Source organism: Phaeobacter cretensis (assembly GCF_047372505.1).
Classification (GTDB): domain Bacteria; phylum Pseudomonadota; class Alphaproteobacteria; order Rhodobacterales; family Rhodobacteraceae; genus Phaeobacter; species Phaeobacter cretensis.
Map to the genome: position 1 here is coordinate 1406885 of NZ_JBKBEU010000001.1, position 18395 is coordinate 1425279.

Genomic DNA, 18395 nt, shown 5'->3' on the forward strand with positions numbered 1-18395 from the left:
AGATATGACCACTGAGAGGTCAACGCCACGACAGAGGAGCCTGCCCGTGCTGCAAGGAATTCGCATCATTGAAATCGAAGGACTGGGTCCGGCACCCTTTGCCTCTATGATGTTGGCTGATCTTGGCGCCGATGTCATTTGTGTTCATCGCAAAACTAGCAACGGCGACCTAGTGCCCCCTTACCCCATCATCGATCGCGGCAAGCGCTCCGTCACACTGGATTTGAAATCCGATAGAGACAAGGAGACTCTGCTCCAATTGATCAAAACCGCAGATGCACTGGTCGAGGGCTTTCGCCCCGGCGTGATGGAGCGGCTCGGCCTCGGGCCCGCTATCTGCCATGCCCGCAATCCTGCACTGATCTACGGTCGTATGACTGGCTGGGGGCAAGACAGCCTGCTGGCTCATACTGCGGGCCATGATCTGAATTATGTCGCTCTTTCGGGTGCCCTTTGGTACGATGCGGAGCCCGGAACCCCGCCCCATCCGCCAGCCACCCTGATAGGCGACATAGGCGGCGGCGCGCTGTATCTAGTGGCCGGTATTCTCGCAGCACTCGTAGCGCGCGACAGCGCTACAGATGGCGCTTCAGCCGGGTGTGTGGTGGATTCCGCGATCTACGATGGCTCGGCCCATATGATGAACCTTCTGATGACGTTGCAGCAATCAGGGCAGTTTACCACAACCCGTGGAGCAAGCTTGCTTGATGGGCCCCATTGGAGCCGTTGCTACACCTGCGCAGATGGAGGTAACATCAGCGTCCAATGCTTAGAATCCCAGTTCTATGCGGAGTTTCTGTCGCTTCTTGATTTAAGCGAAGATCCGCAATTTTCGTCACAACACGATAAAGAACTATGGCCAGTTCTGGCTGCGCGATTGGCGGGGCTCTTTGTTCAGCAGCCACGCGATCATTGGGCAAGCATTTTCGCGGGTACTGATGCTTGCGTCACACCTGTGCTATCGCCGGAAGAGGCCAGCAATCACCCGATGAACCAACGCAATACATGGGTCATGGGTGCAAACGGTCTTCAGGCGGCCCCAGCGCCACGGTTTTCCGGTCAGGAACCTTGGGTGGCACCACCGGCCCCGGGGCGAGGCCAGCATACCAAGGAGATACTAGAAGAGTTGAGGCAGAGGCGGCGCTAAATCAGTCGCCTTGCTTTGACTTCTCAGCCGCCGCCTTCATCCGTGTCAATAACTCGGACTTGGTTTCACGCGCGCCATAAGGGTTCTTGTTTGTGCCTTTGGCATTATGCTCTTGGTGACGCGGACGGTTCTTACCCTGTTTCGCGTTGCCAGATTTCTTGTAATCCATCGAAATGCCCTTTCGGCCTGATTGGAAAAGGCGCTGATGCCGCAGTTGGCCTCAGCGCGCAAGAGAACAGTGTGCTACAGGACCAATTGTTCAGCCGCCACGGACCGTATCGATCATCAGCTGCACATTGTCAGGATCCGCATCAGGCGTGATCCCATGCCCAAGATTAAAGACATGCGGCCCGTTCCCAAAGGCTTTGACAATTCGACGGGTGTCATCGATCAAGTCCTGCCCCCCAGAAACCATGTGCCGGGACGCAAGATTTCCCTGCACACAGCCATCAACCTGGACATTTGCAGCCGCCCATTCGGGATCCACCGAGTTATCAAGCGCCACGCAATCCACACCTGTTGTGTTGGCAAAACCAATGTACTTCTCGCCTGCCTCTCGCGGAAAACCAATGACAGGGATATTGGGGTGGCGTTGCTTCAATGCGGCTACGATCTGACGACACGGTTCCAAGGCATATTTCTCAAACGCATCTCCGCGCAGCGATCCCGCCCAGCTGTCAAAGATCTTAACTACTTCAGCACCAGCTTTGATCTGCATCGACAGATATTCAATCGTTGCTTCTGTGATCCGGGCCAGCAATGCCTCAAACAGAGAATTATTTTCCTCACGCAGCAGATGCGCAGGGCCCTGATCCGGCGTGCCTTTGCCAGCGATCATATAGGTTGCCACAGTCCAAGGTGCGCCGGCAAAACCAATCAAAGTCGTCTCGGCCGGTAGCGACTGCGACAAGAGACGCACCGTTTCGTAGATCGGGTTGAGCGTCTCGTCGATATCACTGACAGGCCCCAGTTTGGCAAAATCCGCTTCAGTGGTGATGGTCGACAAGCGCGGACCCTCGCCGGTAACAAACCAAAGATCCGCGCCCAACGCTTGCGGCACCAGCAGTATATCAGCAAACAGAATCGCCGCATCAAATCCATAGCGTCGGATCGGTTGCAGCGTCACCTCGGTCGCCAGTTCAGGGTTATAGCATAGCGACAGAAAGTCGCCGGCCTTGGCCCGCGTTGCGCGGTATTCCGGCAAGTAGCGACCTGCCTGGCGCATCATCCAGATTGGCGGCACATCTTGTGTATCGCCCGCCAATGCGCGCAGCAGCTTTTTCTGTTCGGACATGGTCACCCTCATTTCGTTGTCGCAATTGAGGTCTAGCCTTGGCGGCAAATTGTCAAGGGTACCGGGGCCAGCGCTTGTCATGGCATTATGTCGCGATTAAGGGTCAGTACATGACACAGATCGATCTGCCCTCCCCCGCCTCGCCCCTGAAAATTGGCACCCGCGGTTCGCCACTCGCACTGGCCCAAGCACACGAAACCCGCGCCCGGCTGAGCGCCGCATTCGATCTTCCGCAAGACGCTTTTGAGATCGTTGTCATTAAGACCAGCGGCGACAATCAAGCGCTGATTGCGGCCGACAAACCGCTAAAGGAAGTGGGTGGAAAAGGGCTGTTTACGAAGGAGATAGAAGAAGATCTTTTGTCCGGCGCGATCGACATTGCAGTGCATTCGATGAAGGACATGCCGGTGGCGCAGCCCGCTGGCCTGCTGCTGGACACCTATCTGCCGCGCGAAGATGTACGGGATGCGTTTATCTCTCCCGAGGTGTCCGCCATCGCGGATCTACGTGTAGGCGCAGTTGTCGGCACCTCATCCCTGCGGCGGCGTGCGCAACTCCTGCACCGTCGCCCCGATCTCAACGTTGTGGAGTTTCGTGGCAATGTGCAGACCCGACTTACCAAACTGAATGATGGTGTCGCCGAATGTACGTTTCTTGCGATGGCCGGGCTGAACCGTCTGGCTGCTGATCAAGTTCCGGCGACCGCCATTCCGCCCGAGGAAATGTTACCCGCTGTAGCCCAGGGAGCCATCGGGATTGAAAGACGACAAGGCGACATACGCACTGGCGACATGTTGGCGGCGCTGCACGACCGTGAAACAGGTCAACGTCTAACAGCAGAACGCGCATTCCTTGCGGCACTGGACGGCTCCTGTGAAACACCTATCGCCGGGCTCGCTACTCTGGACGGAGGCACACTGCGATTGCGCGGGGAGGTGCTGCGTCCTGACGGATCAGAAGCCATCAGCGATGACCAAACCTGCCCAATAGAAAATGGTGCCCAGTTGGGTCGCGACATGGCGGAAAAATTGCTAACGCAGGCTGGTCCAGGTTTTTTCGACTGGAAGCGGTAACGGCTAAAGCCAATGGTGCGAAGCTATGCTCTAAGCGCCGGAAAATTCCGCGCGCAATAATGTTGTGAGAGAGCGGTGGGGCTCAGATTTGCCCCGACCAGCGCAGCCAACGCTCCGGCCCACCGCCAAAGACGTTCAGATCAACATTGCCATCAATTCCGGGGACACGCCCAGTCCCAGTATATTGCCAGAACCGCCAAAGCGCGCCCGGATAGGTGACATGAGGGTGATCAGCGACAGACCTCAACCAGAACTCGGTGCCCCGTAGGCGGCCAATCCCGGTGTCACGATAAAAATCAACAGTGGTGTAAATCACGGGTCGGCGGCCATAGTGCGCCTCAAGTATGTCCAGAAAGCGATCGGCCTCAGCGCGAACCTTGCTGCCAGCGGGACGTTTCGTGCAGGTGCGCGAATGCGGTGTCCATTCCATATCCAAGACATGCGGCAGAGCTTGGCTATCACGGGGAACATGGCGAATGAACCAGCGTGCCTGCTCAGCTGCAGGACGGCAGAAATAAAAATAGTGATAGGCCCCGCGTTTAACCCCGGCTCGTCGCGCTCCGCTCCAGTGATCCCGGAACCTAGGGTCAGCGAGATCGCCACCCTCCGTCGCCTTGATATAGGCAAAGCTGATGCCGGATGCCTTGGCTCGCCGCCAGTCGATATCCCCCTGCCAACGCGAAACGTCGATGCCATGGATCGGATAGGACCAAGGGGTGCGCCCCTCCCATGGGTGTGGATCATTGTCGGCAAATTTGGGATGGGTGATCAGCCGCGCCCTCGCAGCTGCCGATGTAGCAGCGGTTTCACCGGGCTGTACAGGCCGGCCAAGAGAAGGCGAAGGAGGGTCAACAGGCGTTGTCCGTGACGCGCATGCGGCCAGCACCAGCATGCCTGCACCTATCAGCCAAAACTTGCTCATCCGGATCTGCCCTGCTCTGTGCGCATTGTCGCGCTTTGGTAAAGTAAAGCGTGACAGATCGGTCAGAGCAATGACCAAAATAGAGGCCTGCTGCAATCAGCAAAAACCCGCAACGTCAGACCCACTTCGCCATGGGCGGTAGACTCATCAATACCGCGTTGGCGTCATGACCGGTTTCCAGCCCAAACTTTGTGCCCCGATCATAAACGAGATTATATTCTGCATAGAGCCCACGATGCACCAGCTGGACGTCCTTTTCCGTCATCCCGAAGTCTAGGCCCTTACGTTTTTCGACCAACGGCATATAGGCCGGTAAGAACGCGCGGCCGATATCCTGCGTTAAAGCAAAATCCGCTTCCCAATCACCGCTATTGCGATCATCCATGAATATGCCGCCGACGCCGCGTGCTCGATGGCGGTGAGGGATATAGAAATACTCATCCGCCCATTTCTTAAGGCTCGGGTACAAATCCTGACCATGAGCAACCAGATGCTGTTCCTGTGTGCGATGAAAATGAGCGATGTCCTCATCGTATTCAATGCACGGGTTGAGGTCCGAGCCACCGCCGAACCACCATGCATGCGGGGTCCAGAACATCCGGGTGTTCATATGGACGGCAGGGGCATGCGGGTTCTGCATATGTGCGACCAGAGAAATACCTGATGCCCAAAACCGGGGATCACCCTGCATACCCGGAATGCCTTTGCGAGCCGCCATCGCGGATTGAGCCCGGGTACCAAGTGTGCCGTACACCTCAGAGATATTGACGCCGACCTTTTCAAACACGCGACCACCACGCATCACACTCATCAGACCGCCTCCAGCGTCGCCACCATCATCTGAGTTACGTGACGTCTCGCTGACTTCGAAGCGACCAGCGGGCTGATCGCTAAGAGGTCCGCTCTCGTGGCTGTCCTCAAGAGTCTCGAAAGCGGCGACAATCTTGTCCCGCAGGGATTTGAACCAGACCACCGCGCGGGCCTTTTCGTCGATCATATCGTTGCTCATCTGGCGACCTATGTCAGCAGGAAGGGGAATTGGGTTAGTGGACCGGTACGGCTACAGTGTCCAGCAGTGTGCGCCCACCATCCAATGTAACGATCTGTCCGGTCATAAAGGCGGCCGCATCAGACGCCAGGAATTGCGCCGCCTCTGTCAATTCGGTGGGTGAGGCGATCCGACCCAGAGGCGTATGCCGCTCGATGTCCTGCCGATAGGCGCGATTGTCCTTGAGCGTGGCTTGCATTGAGGCGCTCATAACGGATCCAAATGCAATAGAATTGACCCGGATCCGATGTGGTGCGAGCGACACTGACAGTGATCGAGTCAGCTGGTCCAGCGCAGCAGATGCAACGCAATAAGCCATCAATTCCGGATGAGACCGCCGCGCGGCAATCGACGACAGGTTGATAATCGCCCCATTCGGCCCGCTACTGTCGCGCTGCTCTCCCTGTTTGATCATGCGACGCGCCACCTGTTGAGAAAGGCGCATGGTCGGCAACAGGGTTTCATTGAGCAGGAGTTCCATTGATTGGTCCTCAGGGTCCAGAGGATCGGTCGGTACAACTTGCCGCGCGCCATTGACCAGAATGTCCACCTCATCGAATGCATCGATAGTTGCGGATAGAAGGTTTGCAATGGTCAACCGTTCGCGCAGATCTCCAGCAAAGTAACGGATATTGCTTTCGTCTGCTTGTGTCCCCAGTTCGCTCAGCAACGCGGTCTCATCAGTGTCGGCAAACATGACATTGGCTCCCGCCGCTGCAAATTGCTTACCGATGGCCAAGCCTATGCCACTGGCTGAACCTGTAACGATCGCCGTTTTGCCAGATATCGAAAAAGACATGAATGATCTCCGTCAGGATCCTAAGGACGCGCCTGCGGCCTGCCCCGTTGCCCGCAACCTAGACTGCAGACTGAAACAAGGGAACCACCCTTTGCCAAGAACTGGCTATCAGCGGCGGTGGCGTCGGGGCCGACTTGCGTGTAGCACCTTGAAACGATTGTCACCTGCTGTCTCGCTCACTGTCACGAATTGCTCGGCAAGCGTCGCCTCATAAGGCAGATGTCGGTTCGCAACGATCCAAAGTGACCCGGATGGCGCAAGCATTCCCGAGGCCGCTGTGATAAAGGCCTGCCCGAGCGAGGGCTCTGCCGTTCGGCCAGTATGGAAAGGCGGGTTGGATACAACGCAATCAACACGATCTGGTGCCTGCCAACTACGCGCATCCGCCCAGTGGAACTGCGCACGCGGGTCACTCACGTTCTGCTGTGCGCAGTTTAATGCACTGTGATCGGCCTCGACCAGATGCAGGGTCTCCACACTCCCACGTAGCAAGACCGTGGCCGAAAGATAGCCCCAGCCAGCCCCCAGATCGACCACACTACGGCCCAGTTTCTCCGGCAATGCCGCAACCAAGAGGGCCGATGCCGGGTCGATGCCGTCTGCGGAGAACACCCCCGGTGCCGTCTGATATCCATTCTCGATCTGAGTAGGCGCAGCCAGCCAATCGCTCAGATCAGTTGTTGTCGCATCAAACCAGAATGTTTTGCCATGCGCTTTGGAAATTGGTGCTGAAATTTCGGCGCGAGCGCGCAGAGCCTTGATCACCGAATCGATGCCATCAGTCTTACCGCCGTCAACCAACACCGGTCCATCGCTGACGTCTGCCGCCGTAGCCAATGCTGCACGGCTCAATGCCTTTGCGCGCGACAAGAAGACAACCGCCGCGGAAAAGCGTTCACCTGCGGGCAACTCAGGCACGCAATCAAATCCTCCGGCGCTTAGGGCGGCATGATCAGGTGCAAACGGCTGGATGACCAACACGCGGTCCTTCGGCAGTGACGATAGATCAATATCGGACGCGGGGTGAAACACCGCGATACGGCCGGTTTCGGGCACGGAATATCCGCCCGTCTCGACGGCCAAGGACAGGCGAACAGACATATAATAGCCTCGTATTATTCTTCTTTTTCCATCGTGCACTGCAACGGATGCTGATGGCGGTGGGCAAAATCCATCACTTGCCCCACCTTGGTTTCGGCGATCTCGTGGCTGAACACGCCTACAATTGCTACACCTTTTTTGTGCACTGTCAGCATGACTTCAAACGCCTCGGCGTGGGTCATGTTGAAGAAGCGTTCCAGAACCATCACCACGAATTCCATTGGCGTATAGTCGTCGTTCAACAGCAGCACTTTATAACGCGGCGGGCGCTGCGTTTTTGGCCGGGTCTTGGTCAAGACACCGAGATCGGTGTCGTCATCTGAATGATCCGACATCATAACTGGCGTAGACAACATTGGCTCAGACTTCCGATCTTGGATGGATTTTGGTGTCCCGCTTATATAGCCTTTCCTACGGATAGGAAAAGGGATTGCGAGTGTCAGATTGACCCGAAAATTGACAACAATTGGCTTCGATGCCGATGATACCCTTTGGCATAATGAACGATTTTTCCGCATTACCCAAGATCGCTTTGCCGAACTGCTCATCGACCACGTCCCGGATAACGTTGATTCTCATACGTTGGCCGAACGATTGTTGGCCGCCGAGAAACAGAACCTCGGGCGCTATGGCTATGGCGTAAAGGGATTCACCCTATCGATGATTGAAACTGCCATAGAGGTGACCAATGCCCGTGTACCCGCCAGTGTTATTCAAGAGCTGATCGTCGCGGGACAAATGATGCTCTCTTATCCGATAGAATTGTTGCCAAGCGCTCGCGCCGCAGTGGAAGTTCTGTCGGAAAGTCATCGCGTGGTTCTGATAACCAAGGGCGACCTTCTGGACCAAGAACGTAAGTTGGCGCAGTCAGGATTGGGTGGGTTGTTCGACGGGGTCGAGATCGTATCGGAGAAAACCCCGGAGATATATGTGGACATCTTCAACCGCCATGGTGACGGCCCTGAACGGTCGATGATGGTTGGCAATTCCATGCGCTCCGATGTGGTGCCTGTCATCGAAGCCGGCGGCTGGGGCATATACGTTCCACATGGACTGGTTTGGGAGGTCGAGTATGCGCCGGCACCAGATCACAGCCCACGATACATGGAAATCCCCAACCTCGGCGCGTTGCCCGCACTGGCTGCCGAGATTACCTAACTCAAGCATAATCCAAGACTGTAGAAACGGATGCACCGATGCCTCATGCCGAAATCAAATACACTAGTGACCTGGATCTCGACATTCCTGCGATCCTTGCCGAAATTGAACAAGTGATCTTGTCTCACGATTCTGGTTCAGGCGATTGCAAAGGGCGCGGCTATCCGACCGACAGTTATCATCACACCCATGTAGCCGCGACGGTATCCGTCCTGGTGAAACCGCACCGTGATGCAGATTTTTCCAATACCTTGCTGGAGGCGCTAAAGACCGCTGTCACCGCGCGAATCCCTGCGGCCTGCGCCTTCTCACTGGAACTCAATTACTTTGGTCCGTTCTACACAACAGGGCAGCATCCCTGATCAATGCCAAATAATTCACCGGACTGCCCTCCAAACCGATTCTTAGCCGGATTTATGGGTTTGCGTTGTTGCATCACGGCATCAAAAGCCAGCACGTAACCGCTGATTCAAGGGATCACCACAAGTTTTTTCGCTAACACTTCCTTAACCAACCGCCGATCTAGTGTGCGCTTCGCTGATGACCCACTAGATGTCGAAGACACCTGCCAATATGACAATTTCTTCTGAAAACCTCGTAGTTTATTCGAAAGAAACCCTGTGTTACGGTTTTAGTACAGGCAAAAACGTCAGTCGGAAAACCGGCGGCAAGAGGCAAACATGGCAGATATCGTGCAGGTCAAGCGGACTCCGCTGATCGGCGCACCACGGGCGTGTTCCCGTTTGGGGCGTTGGATCTTGGGACTGACTATTTTCCTATCAATGGCCGCGGCTGCGCCCAGCGTTTCAACGGCTGCGCCCTATGCGGCTATGGTAATTGATGCGCGCACCGGCGAGGTTTTGCATTCGCGAAACGCCGATACCCGGCTTCACCCAGCATCACTGACCAAGATGATGACGCTCTACATCGCGTTTGAGGCCGTGCGAAACGGCGAGATCAGCTTGGATACCAAAGTAAAAATCAGCCGCAACGCCGCTTCAGAGCAACCCTCAAAACTGGGCTTGAAAACTGGTCAGCGTATCGCTTTCCGCTATCTCATCAGGGCTGCTGCGGTGAAATCCGCAAATGATGCCGCCACTGCTATTGGTGAAACTTTGGCCGGGTCAGAGGCTGCCTTTGCTCGACGCATGACACGCACCGCCAAGGCGCTTGGCATGTCGAGGACTACATTCAAAAATGCGCATGGCCTCACTCAGAAAGGTCACATGTCATCCGCCCGAGATATGACTACACTCGGGCGTCACCTGCTCTATGATTATCCTGAATATTACAATCTGTTCTCACGCAAATCGACGGACGCAGGTGTGCGGAATGTACCCAATACCAATCGCCGTCTTCTGGCTGCCTATCGCGGCGCTGATGGGATTAAGACAGGTTATACCCGTGCTGCGGGCTTTAACCTTGTAGCCTCTGCCGAACGGGGCAGTGAACGGATTATCGCAACAGTTTTTGGAGGCAAATCCACCACTTCACGCAATGCTAAGGTAGCCGAACTTCTCGACCTTGGGTTTCGGCGCGCCCCATCGCGCGCCAAGCTTCGCCGCCCTGCCCGCCCGGCGTATCAGGGTAATCGTGGCCTTGGTACCCAGCTGGCCAGTTCGAGCAGCAGCACTCCTAATGCAGGTGCCGGCAAGACAATTCGAGTCTCTGGCCTGGTAAAAACCAGCCTGCGGCCCAAAGGACGTCCTGCAAGCGCGGCTCCGGAAACCCAAACCCTGTTAGCCGAAGCGAAGACAGATGCGCTGCCCTTCGACGCAACGGTTTCTGAAACCGCGGCAGTTGCGCCAGAAACCACGCTAAAACTGGATCGCGACGTTTTACAAGCCAGCATCACCGCCGCCATTGCTGAGGCAGAAGTGATTGCCGCTATCGCCGAACAACCAGCCACACCGATTGTGAAACCGCGCCCTTTTGTTGGCCTGCGTCCAATGGCTCGCCCGGCACGACTGGCCGAGAACCAAGTCACCGCAGAGCCTGAACCGGTTGTTGTGACCCGCCTTTCGACCTCCGGTGGACGGTACTGGGGTATCAATGTCGGACGTTACGGCAATCGCTATCAGGCTGAAAAAGTTCTATTGCGCACCGCGCTGGCCGAGATGGCGACATTGGATGGCAGTTTGCGCAAAGTTGTTCGGACACCTCGTGGCTTTGATGCCAACTTTCTTGGCATGACTAAGGAGAGTGCGGCTCTCGCCTGCCGCCGCCTCTCCGCCCGCAATATCACCTGCGAAACGGTCGGCCCCTCCTGAGGGGTAGCAGAAAAGCCAATAGGAAAGGGCGCATCTGAGGCGCCTTTTCTTTTATCATGCGGGCTATCAGGCAGCGTCATGCATCATGGCTTGGGGTGTTCATCCCATTCATCGTTGAGAATGCGCCGCGCATCCCCTTCCGGATCGTCATATTGGTTCGACCGCACGGTATACAGAAAACCGACAAGCCCGAGCCCACCTAGAAATATAGAGATCGGAATCAGATAGGTAAGGACACTCATTGCAGGCCTTTCGATCTGGGTCGGATTGCAATGCGCAGGCATTCACCGCAAGCGCAAAGCATTCAGAGACACCGTTATGGAGGACATCGACATCGCCAAAGCAGCCACCAGTGGTGTTGCCAGCCCCGCCACGGCCAAGGGCACAGCGATCGCGTTGTAAAGCGTGGCGATACGAAAGTTCTCGCGAATCCGGCGTGTTGCCTTATTTGCAACGCTGCAGGCTTCCGCGATAGGGAGAAGATTCTGCCCCAACAAAACAATGTCAGAAGCAACTCGCGCAGCATCCAGTGCCGACGCAGGTGAAATCGACACATGTGCCGCGGCCAGAGCAGCCGTATCGTTGAGACCATCACCGATCATCAGAACCCGATGCCCTGCTTCGGACAGAGCCACAATCTGGTCGGCTTTGTCCTCTGGCAAAGCAGATGCGATCCAGTTTTCGATCCCAAGACGATCCGCGAGATCGTCTACGACCGTGTCGGTATCGCCAGAGACAAGCCAGACCTCCTTACCCACCTTCTGCAATGCAACGACCGCTTCAGTAGCGCCCACTCGCAAGCTGTCTGAAAACGTCAGTGATTGTGGTGGCCCATCGCCCCGGTCGAGATATGCAGCCGTCTTTGCACCGGGAAATGCGCCGACCCAAGCTGCACGACCGAGCCTCACTCGCTTACCCTCATACAGGGCCTCGGTACCATAGCCTGGCACCTCTTGCAGTCCCTTCAAGGGAGCTGGCTCTATCCCCATCTGCTCTGCCGCACGACAGATGGCAACCGACAACGGGTGATCAGAGCCCCGCGCAAGCGCAAAGGCAAGCTTTTGACCCAACGGTGGCAACCGACTTAAATCATCGCAACTGGGCGTGCCATTGGTTAGTGTTCCGGTCTTGTCAAAAACTACGGTATCGACCTCCGCAAGCCGTTCCAGTGCCGTAGAATGTTTGATGAGCATACCTTTTTTGAACAACCTACCCGAGGCTGCTGTCGTTACCGCAGGCACCGCTAGTCCAAGAGCACAGGGACAGGTAATGATCAGAACCGCCGCAGCGATATTCATCGCCACTCTCAAATCCGACGTAAATAGATACCAACCAAGGAAGGCCAATCCAGACAAGATATGCACCCCCGGTGCATAGAGCTTCGCTGCTCGGTCTGCGAGCGAGGTATAGCGCGACCGCCCGGATTCAGCGACGGCCACCAGATCAGCAAGCCGGTGCAATGAGCTATCGGTTCCGTCAGCCGTAGCGCGCACAACCAAAGGACCGGTCAGGTTCACCTCACCTGCAGATACCAGACTGCCAGCCTCAGCAAACACTGGCAGCGTTTCCCCGGTTAGCAGCGACCGATCCAATTCGGATCGCCCGTCAACTACAACACCGTCAATCGGCATTCGCCCGCCAGGGCGCACAAGAATACGGTCGCCAATAGTCAGGTCAGCAACAGCAAGCTCAACTGTTTTCGCGTCCTCGTCCAACCGCAAAGCCCGTGAAATCTCAAGCGCTGCCAACTCCTCGGCAGCGGACCGCGCGACTGCTCGGGTACGGTGATCCAGATAGCGCCCGGCCAACAGAAAAAACGTAAGAGTCAGAGCGGCATCAAAGTAAGCATGCTCACCAGATAGCGAGGTTTCCCAAAGCGATGTAACCAGCGCCAATACCAGTGCCAGAACGATCGGCACATCCATATTAAGCCGTCCTACCCGAAGCGCCTGCCTAGCGTTGCGAAAGAAAGGCTGACCGGCAAAGAGGATCGCGGGAAATGTAATCGCCGCAGAGATCCAGTGGAACATATCACGAGTCGCATCGCTTGCGCCGGACCAGACAGAGATCGACAGCAGCATCACATTCATGGACGCAAAGAATGCCACCGCCAATCGCATCAACAGGTCGCGCCCTGCCTGATCAGTGGTGGTTGTACCCAATGCGGAAAGATCCAGCTCGTGCGCCTCAATTCCTAGTTGTTCCAAGACCGGTACCAAATCCGATGCTTGGACATCTGGATCAGACTCGATCAGGGCGCGCTTGAGCGTCAGGTTTACCCGCGCGCTACGAACGCCGGGCACCGCATTTAATCCACGCTCGACAGCAGAAATACAGGCCTGACAGTGAATTCCAGGCAGCGACAAGGTCAGCCGCGCTTCGCTTGGAGCCTGCTCAACAGCACCGTTTGGGGCCGCTACGCAGCCCGGACACGCAGCAAGCTGAGGACGAAGGGCAGTGGTCATGACCGTCTACCGCGCGACATGTAGAATAACGCGTTGAGTAAACTCGGTCCCATCATTTGCTTCTGCAATCATGCGGATGTTCCAATTGCCCGCGCTTAGCTCTGCAGCAGCAATATAAGCCTCGCCATCGAAACGAAATTCCGGCGCCTGATCATCTTTCACATGGGTGGCCCGCCCAAGGGTCGCGGACAGCTGCGCAACTTCTACCGGAGAGCCATCAGCATCGGTGATCTCCAGCTTTATCTGATCCTCGACAGCAGAGGCGTAGACTGACCAGCCCAATGCTTGCTGCGCATCGCGACGTGCATCAAAACTTTGGCTGGCAACATAGCTGTTTTTCACCTCAAGTCCCGGAAAGGTCTGCACTGCATTGAACGCAAGCGCGATATTGACGCCAATGATCACGGTAAATGCGCCACCAAAGACCAGCAGAACATGCCAACCAGTTAACTGGCGAATTGGTTCGTCTCCCATCATTTGTCGCTCCCACGTCCATTGAAGCTGGTATCTTTGTGCGCGCGCTCGCCATTACCGATATCTGCAACCCAGATCCGCACCGGCGTGCTACGTGCAGCCGCCGTCGCTGCAGATTTAGGTGCCGAAATGTAAACCCGTTGCAAGAAACTGGTGTCGGCCGGTACGGTGACGATCGTGCCATCCACACCTTCCAAATTCAGCTCCATATCGCGGCCTCCTTTGATCGACAGCTCAAACAGGCGCGGCTCGCCGGTCTTGTTGCGCAAACGTACGTCATAGGTGTTGCGGATAGCGCCGTCAGACAGCGTTACAAACGTCGGGTTACGCACCGGTGCAACGGTCAGTTCGATATCGGAGCGGATAAACAGAGCAAACAAAAGTGCCAGACCGACGCCACCCCAAAGTACGGTATACATAGTCGTCCGCGGGCGCAGGACATGCCTCCAAATGTTCTTGGGGGGCTGTCCCGAGCGTTCATTCATCTCATCGCTGAGCGCCATGTAGTCAATCAAACCGCGCGGTTTGCCGAGACGCTCCATCACGTCGTCACATGCGTCGATGCAGAGTGCACAAGTGATACATTCCAATTGCTGCCCATCGCGAATGTCGATCCCCATCGGGCAGACGTTGGCGCAGGCCATGCAGTCGATGCAATCACCATGCACCAGCCCGGGCTCATCGGTCTGGCGCGTCTTGCCACGCGGTTCTCCCCGCCATTCGCGATACCCAACGGTCAGCGTATCTTCATCCACCATTGCGGCCTGAATACGTGGCCAAGGGCAGGCGTAGATACAAATCTGCTCCCTAGCGAAACCGCCAAACAGAAAGGTGGTGCCCGTGAGGATAGCCATCGTGGTGTATGCAACCGGATGGGCATTCCCTGCGATCAGATCCTGTAGCAGTGTTGGCGCATCAGCAAAGTAGAATACCCAGGCCCCACCTGTTGCGAGGCCGATCAGCAGCCACGACACCCACTTAGTGATACGCAAACGCGCCTTCCGGAAATCCATCGTCGTCTGCCGGTGGAGGCGTAGCCGCGCATTGCGATCCCCCTCGATCCAGCGTTCAACAAGAATGAAGAGGTCGGTCCAAACCGTTTGTGGGCAGGCGTAGCCGCACCAGACGCGCCCTAGTGCAGAGGTGAAAAGAAACAGCCCCAACCCAGCCATGATCAGAAGGCCCGCGACAAAATAGAACTCATGTGGCCAGATTTCGATCCAGAAGAAATAGAACCGGCGATTGGCCAGATCCAACAACACCGCCTGATCCGGCAATGCCGGACCGCGGTCCCAACGAAGCCATGGTGTTATGTAGTAGATGCCCAGCGTGCCCGCCAAGATGTACCATTTCAAAGTGCGAAAAAGCCCGGACACACGCCTCGGAAAAATTGGCTCGCGGGGCGCATAGAGGCTCGGGGCGGGATCGGAATCACTCACGGACTCACTCCACTGAATTTATGTCCTTGTGGTGTGGTTCTTTCAAATTTCAGTAGTGCGCTCTTTGACGTGGATCAAAAAGCGTATCGGACAGATACCTTTATCCGCTGATCCCAACGTCACTCGTGAAGAGTTGCCTTTTTGTACCGGCGCAGCCAGGAGATGAACTTTCGCGCATTTTGGCGCTGCACACCCGGACGCGTCACGGTGTAATAGCCACGCCCCTCAGTTCCGGTGAAAAGCTCAACCAATCTCCCGGTCTCAAGATCCTCGCGCACAAAGTCCTTCACGCTCACCGCGACCCCCTGCCCCTCGCGCACTGCCTGCATCAAAAGATTGCCCGGCAGTTTGAGGCTGGCACCGCGAATGACCTCGGCCACCCCGCGTGAGCGCAGCCAATGGGCCGCCTCCGTGGTGCCCAGCTCTTCGAGCCAGGGCAGATCCAACAGATCCTCGGGCGTCTGCACGATGCGATCCCGCAACAGACTGGGCTTGGCTACAACAACCATTGGAGAACACAATAGCATTTCGGCCTCAAGTCCGGCCCAATTACCATCGCCGTAGCGCAACGCGATATCGACACCCCCTGGCTGCAACGTAACGATTTCGCCGCGCGGATCGATCACCAGATCAACATCCGGGTGCCCGATGCGAAACTCCGCAAGGCGCGGCATCAACCAATTGGCTGCAAACATTGGTGTACAGCTGACATGCAGGGGCCGCGCCGTGCCCAGCGCGTTAAGATCCTGAACCGCCGATTGAATAGCCCCAAAGCCCAGCAACAGCGCCTGCGCCAAATGTTTGCCCTCTTCAGTCAGTACCAAGGCCCGACCACTGCGGTCCAGCAGCGGCGTACCTAGATAATCCTCTAGGCTGCGCAATTGTTGGCTGATGGCAGCGTGGCTGACATTCAACGCCTCCCCAGCTTTGGTTAGACTTCCGTGTTCCGCATAGGCAGAAAAGGACCTTAATGCGGCAAGCGGCGGTAGGGAGAGCCAATCCATATGTAATCCTGACTTACATAACTACATTTTTCCTGAGTCGCATTTTGCCCACTTCAGAGCGACAATCAAAGGCAGAAACCCCAGCACAGGAGATTTCAAGATGCTGACAGATATCTACGCCCGATCCATGTTAACCGCGACGCGCCAGACCTCTGTTCAGGTGCGCGAACTCCCTGCCCCCCACACCCCGCCTGCGCGCAGTACGGGATTAATCCGCCGCCAGATCCTGCGGATCAGAGCCATGATCCAAACACAGCGAAAGGGCGAGGAAAATCCCTGCCCTCCCCGACAGCTTTGCACCGAAACTTAAGCCCTAAGACAAGTCCAGAAACGTAAAAAAGGGCCGCCCCTCCATGAGCGACCCTTTTCTAATTTCACAGCAGAAGAAAGGCGTTTATTCGCCGCCGCCCAACTGGTGCACATAGGCCGTGACCGCGCGAACTTGCGCTTCAGTCAGGCGTGTGTTCCAGTTCGGCATAACGCCATAACGCGAGTTATTGACCGTCTTGGTAAGCGTTTCATAGTCGCCACCATAGAGCCAGATCGCATCTGCAAGGTTGGGCGCACCTTGCAAGCGGTCACCAGTACCATTTTCCATATGACAGGAGGTACAATTGTCAGCAAAAACTACAGCTCCTGCTTCAACTTTGGCCGTATCCTCCGGCTCACCAGACAGCGACATTACATAGTTCACAACTTGATCGATCTCTTCTTTCTGAAGCAGCTCATCCCGGCCAAAGGCAGGCATCTCCGAATAACGTGCATCGCCACTTTCTTCGTTGCGAACACCGTGGGCGATCGTTGCATGGATATCCTCCATCGACCCGCCCCAGAGCCAGTCATCGTCAAGGAGATTAGGATACCCTTTGGCCCCGGCCGCGCCAGCGCCGTGGCACTGCGCGCACCAGGTTTTGAACACCGCCGACCCCGCCGATACAGCATAGCCGTTCAGCTCAGGATCAGTGGTGATTGATACAAGTTCAATCTCCTCAAGGCGGCTATTGATTGAGGCATTGGCCTCATTCACGGCGGCGATTTCTGCCGCGACCAACGCGCGGGAGTTCCACCCCAACACACCGGCGGTAGCTGATTGGATCCCAGGCCATGCCGGATAGGCAATGGTATAGCCGATGGCCCAGATGACGGTCGCGTATAAGGTCCAAAGCCACCAACGTGGCATTGGGTTGTCAAATTCCTCGATGCCGTCCCAACTATGGCCAGTGGTGTTCGGATCATCTTCGAACTTTGTCACTTTCTTAGTCATGATCGCGCCTCCTTGGCTTCACCCGGACCTGAGGCGGGTTTGTCTTCATGTCGGAACGGGATGTTGGCTGTGTCACTGTAGACTTTGGTGCTGCCCGGGCGGAACGCCCAGATCACCACAGCAACAAAGAACACAAACAAGAAGAGCAGCATCCAGCTATCTGCAAATTCCCGAAGCAGAGTGTAAATATCCATGTCTGCGTCCAATCAACGGTTGGCGACGGGGGTGAAGGTCGAGAAATCAACCAACGTCCCCAGCATCTGTAGATAGGCGATCAACGCATCGGCCTCGGAGATACCAGGCTGGCCGTCAAAGTTGCGCACGCTGACCTTTGCACCATAGCGGTCCAACAGGCCGTCATAGTCGGCATCAGGGTCGCTTTGGGAGTAGAAATCTTCCTGAGCCCTGTCCAGCATCTCGCCGGAGTACGGTACGCCAACAAAGGCGTTCGCGGCCATCACATCACCAATGTATTCTCCATCGATCCGGTTATTTTCGAGGAAGCCATATTTGGGCATCACAGATTCCGGCACAACAGACTGCGGATCCCGCAGATGGTCGACATGCCATTCATCCGAGTAACGGCCACCGACACGGGCCAGATCGGGCCCGGTGCGTTTTGAACCCCATTGGAACGGGTGGTCATACATCGACTCTGCTGCGAGCGAGTATGGCCCGTAGCGTTCGACCTCATCGCGCATTGGGCGGATCATCTGGCTATGGCAGACATAGCAGCCTTCACGGACATAGATATCACGGCCGGCCAGCTCCAGCGGGGTATATGGGCGCATACCCTCCACCTCTTCAATGGTGTTTTCCAACCAGAAAAGCGGGGCGATCTGGACCAGCCCACCAATGGTCACGACTAGAAAGCTGCACACCAGAAGGAGGGTTGCGTTGGTCTCGAGGACTTTGTGTTTGTCAAGAAATGCCATTT

20 protein-coding genes are annotated in these 18395 nt (G+C 56.2%); 5 read left to right on the top strand and 15 right to left on the bottom strand.

Annotation, left to right across the window (positions count from 1 at the left end; all coding sequences use genetic code 11):
- Positions 1–46: 46 nt before the first annotated feature.
- The gene (locus tag ACEWZM_RS06700; protein ID WP_414005700.1) at positions 47–1147 is read left to right on the top strand and encodes a CaiB/BaiF CoA transferase family protein; all 1101 of its coding nucleotides are present in this window, start codon (positions 47–49) and stop codon (positions 1145–1147) included.
- A gap of 1 nt (position 1148) precedes the next feature.
- Here the strand turns inward: ACEWZM_RS06700 and ACEWZM_RS06705 are convergent, their stop codons facing one another.
- Together ACEWZM_RS06705 and hemE are read right to left on the bottom strand one after the other, a co-directional pair.
- Positions 1149–1316, bottom strand: coding sequence for a hypothetical protein (locus ACEWZM_RS06705; RefSeq protein ID WP_414005701.1), 168 nt, complete (start codon positions 1314–1316; stop codon positions 1149–1151).
- 90 nt (positions 1317–1406) lie between these two features.
- Positions 1407–2441 (bottom strand): uroporphyrinogen decarboxylase, encoded by a 1035-nt coding sequence (gene hemE, locus ACEWZM_RS06710; RefSeq protein ID WP_414005702.1) that lies wholly within the window; start codon positions 2439–2441, stop codon positions 1407–1409.
- Between the two features lie 110 nt (positions 2442–2551).
- Between hemE and hemC the strand changes: the two genes are divergently transcribed.
- Positions 2552–3514: a hydroxymethylbilane synthase gene (gene hemC, locus ACEWZM_RS06715; RefSeq protein ID WP_414005703.1), complete on the top strand. Its 963-nt coding sequence runs from the start codon at positions 2552–2554 to the stop codon at positions 3512–3514.
- An 82-nt stretch (positions 3515–3596) separates the two neighbouring features.
- Here the strand turns inward: hemC and ACEWZM_RS06720 are convergent, their stop codons facing one another.
- From ACEWZM_RS06720 to clpS, 5 genes are all read right to left on the bottom strand, one after another.
- The gene (locus ACEWZM_RS06720; protein ID WP_414005704.1) at positions 3597–4436 is read right to left on the bottom strand and encodes a glycoside hydrolase family 25 protein; all 840 of its coding nucleotides are present in this window, start codon (positions 4434–4436) and stop codon (positions 3597–3599) included.
- Between the two features lie 115 nt (positions 4437–4551).
- Positions 4552–5445, bottom strand: a complete 894-nt coding sequence (hemF, locus tag ACEWZM_RS06725; RefSeq protein ID WP_414005705.1) for an oxygen-dependent coproporphyrinogen oxidase — start codon at positions 5443–5445, stop codon at positions 4552–4554.
- Positions 5446–5479: 34 nt separating this feature from the next.
- Positions 5480–6283, bottom strand: a complete 804-nt coding sequence (locus ACEWZM_RS06730; RefSeq protein ID WP_414005706.1) for an SDR family NAD(P)-dependent oxidoreductase — start codon at positions 6281–6283, stop codon at positions 5480–5482.
- Positions 6284–6391: 108 nt separating this feature from the next.
- Positions 6392–7384: a class I SAM-dependent methyltransferase gene (locus tag ACEWZM_RS06735; protein ID WP_414005707.1), complete on the bottom strand. Its 993-nt coding sequence runs from the start codon at positions 7382–7384 to the stop codon at positions 6392–6394.
- A 14-nt stretch (positions 7385–7398) separates the two neighbouring features.
- Positions 7399–7740 (bottom strand): ATP-dependent Clp protease adapter ClpS, encoded by a 342-nt coding sequence (clpS, locus tag ACEWZM_RS06740; protein ID WP_414005708.1) that lies wholly within the window; start codon positions 7738–7740, stop codon positions 7399–7401.
- 88 nt (positions 7741–7828) lie between these two features.
- On the opposite strand from clpS, the gene ACEWZM_RS06745 reads away from it, so the two are divergent.
- From ACEWZM_RS06745 to ACEWZM_RS06755, 3 genes are all read left to right on the top strand, one after another.
- Positions 7829–8542 carry an HAD family hydrolase gene (locus ACEWZM_RS06745; RefSeq protein WP_414005709.1) on the top strand — a complete coding sequence of 238 codons (714 nt, stop codon included), beginning with the start codon at positions 7829–7831 and terminating at the stop codon, positions 8540–8542.
- 38 nt (positions 8543–8580) lie between these two features.
- A complete protein-coding gene (locus tag ACEWZM_RS06750; RefSeq protein WP_414005710.1) occupies positions 8581–8904 on the top strand; it encodes a hypothetical protein in 324 nt (107 codons plus the stop codon).
- A gap of 318 nt (positions 8905–9222) precedes the next feature.
- Entirely contained in the window at positions 9223–10812 is a 1590-nt protein-coding gene (locus ACEWZM_RS06755; RefSeq protein ID WP_414005711.1) for a D-alanyl-D-alanine carboxypeptidase family protein, read from the top strand.
- Between the two features lie 83 nt (positions 10813–10895).
- Here the strand turns inward: ACEWZM_RS06755 and ccoS are convergent, their stop codons facing one another.
- The 8 genes from ccoS to ccoO all read right to left on the bottom strand — a co-directional run bounded on the left by ccoS (position 10896) and on the right by ccoO (position 18393).
- A complete protein-coding gene (gene ccoS / locus ACEWZM_RS06760; RefSeq protein WP_414005712.1) occupies positions 10896–11054 on the bottom strand; it encodes a cbb3-type cytochrome oxidase assembly protein CcoS in 159 nt (52 codons plus the stop codon).
- Positions 11055–11096: 42 nt separating this feature from the next.
- Positions 11097–13277: a heavy metal translocating P-type ATPase gene (locus ACEWZM_RS06765; RefSeq protein ID WP_414005713.1), complete on the bottom strand. Its 2181-nt coding sequence runs from the start codon at positions 13275–13277 to the stop codon at positions 11097–11099.
- Positions 13278–13283: 6 nt separating this feature from the next.
- Positions 13284–13754: a FixH family protein gene (locus ACEWZM_RS06770; protein ID WP_414005714.1), complete on the bottom strand. Its 471-nt coding sequence runs from the start codon at positions 13752–13754 to the stop codon at positions 13284–13286.
- Positions 13751–15190, bottom strand: coding sequence for a cytochrome c oxidase accessory protein CcoG (gene ccoG, locus ACEWZM_RS06775; RefSeq protein ID WP_414005715.1), 1440 nt, complete (start codon positions 15188–15190; stop codon positions 13751–13753). The genes ACEWZM_RS06770 and ccoG overlap by 4 nt, the downstream gene beginning before the upstream one ends.
- 119 nt (positions 15191–15309) lie before the next feature.
- Complete coding sequence (locus tag ACEWZM_RS06780) at positions 15310–16194, bottom strand: LysR family transcriptional regulator (protein WP_414005716.1); 885 nt, start codon at positions 16192–16194, stop codon at positions 15310–15312.
- Between the two features lie 394 nt (positions 16195–16588).
- Positions 16589–17458 carry a cytochrome-c oxidase, cbb3-type subunit III gene (gene ccoP, locus ACEWZM_RS06785; RefSeq protein ID WP_414005717.1) on the bottom strand — a complete coding sequence of 290 codons (870 nt, stop codon included), beginning with the start codon at positions 17456–17458 and terminating at the stop codon, positions 16589–16591.
- Complete coding sequence (locus ACEWZM_RS06790) at positions 17455–17652, bottom strand: cbb3-type cytochrome c oxidase subunit 3 (protein ID WP_414005718.1); 198 nt, start codon at positions 17650–17652, stop codon at positions 17455–17457. Before ACEWZM_RS06790 ends, ccoP begins: the two co-directional genes overlap by 4 nt.
- A 12-nt stretch (positions 17653–17664) precedes the next feature.
- A complete protein-coding gene (gene ccoO / locus ACEWZM_RS06795) occupies positions 17665–18393 on the bottom strand; it encodes a cytochrome-c oxidase, cbb3-type subunit II (protein ID WP_414005719.1) in 729 nt (242 codons plus the stop codon).
- Between the last annotated feature and the right edge of the window lie 2 nt (positions 18394–18395).

What these genes read in the sequence shown, in the direction of transcription:
- ACEWZM_RS06705 (WP_414005701.1), bottom strand. Translation starts at nt 1,316, where the DNA reads ATGGATTACAAGAAATCTGGCAACGCGAAACAGGGTAAGAACCGTCCG.
- hemE (WP_414005702.1), bottom strand. Translation starts at nt 2,441, where the DNA reads ATGTCCGAACAGAAAAAGCTGCTGCGCGCATTGGCGGGCGATACACAA.
- hemC (WP_414005703.1), top strand. Translation starts at nt 2,552, where the DNA reads ATGACACAGATCGATCTGCCCTCCCCCGCCTCGCCCCTGAAAATTGGC.
- ACEWZM_RS06720 (WP_414005704.1), bottom strand. Translation starts at nt 4,436, where the DNA reads ATGAGCAAGTTTTGGCTGATAGGTGCAGGCATGCTGGTGCTGGCCGCA.
- hemF (WP_414005705.1), bottom strand. Translation starts at nt 5,445, where the DNA reads ATGAGCAACGATATGATCGACGAAAAGGCCCGCGCGGTGGTCTGGTTC.
- ACEWZM_RS06730 (WP_414005706.1), bottom strand. Translation starts at nt 6,283, where the DNA reads ATGTCTTTTTCGATATCTGGCAAAACGGCGATCGTTACAGGTTCAGCC.
- ACEWZM_RS06735 (WP_414005707.1), bottom strand. Translation starts at nt 7,384, where the DNA reads ATGTCTGTTCGCCTGTCCTTGGCCGTCGAGACGGGCGGATATTCCGTG.
- clpS (WP_414005708.1), bottom strand. Translation starts at nt 7,740, where the DNA reads ATGTTGTCTACGCCAGTTATGATGTCGGATCATTCAGATGACGACACC.
- ACEWZM_RS06750 (WP_414005710.1), top strand. Translation starts at nt 8,581, where the DNA reads ATGCCTCATGCCGAAATCAAATACACTAGTGACCTGGATCTCGACATT.
- ACEWZM_RS06755 (WP_414005711.1), top strand. Translation starts at nt 9,223, where the DNA reads ATGGCAGATATCGTGCAGGTCAAGCGGACTCCGCTGATCGGCGCACCA.
- ccoS (WP_414005712.1), bottom strand. Translation starts at nt 11,054, where the DNA reads ATGAGTGTCCTTACCTATCTGATTCCGATCTCTATATTTCTAGGTGGG.
- ACEWZM_RS06765 (WP_414005713.1), bottom strand. Translation starts at nt 13,277, where the DNA reads ATGACCACTGCCCTTCGTCCTCAGCTTGCTGCGTGTCCGGGCTGCGTA.
- ACEWZM_RS06770 (WP_414005714.1), bottom strand. Translation starts at nt 13,754, where the DNA reads ATGATGGGAGACGAACCAATTCGCCAGTTAACTGGTTGGCATGTTCTG.
- ACEWZM_RS06780 (WP_414005716.1), bottom strand. Translation starts at nt 16,194, where the DNA reads ATGGATTGGCTCTCCCTACCGCCGCTTGCCGCATTAAGGTCCTTTTCT.
- ccoP (WP_414005717.1), bottom strand. Translation starts at nt 17,458, where the DNA reads ATGACTAAGAAAGTGACAAAGTTCGAAGATGATCCGAACACCACTGGC.
- ACEWZM_RS06790 (WP_414005718.1), bottom strand. Translation starts at nt 17,652, where the DNA reads ATGGATATTTACACTCTGCTTCGGGAATTTGCAGATAGCTGGATGCTG.
- ccoO (WP_414005719.1), bottom strand. Translation starts at nt 18,393, where the DNA reads ATGGCATTTCTTGACAAACACAAAGTCCTCGAGACCAACGCAACCCTC.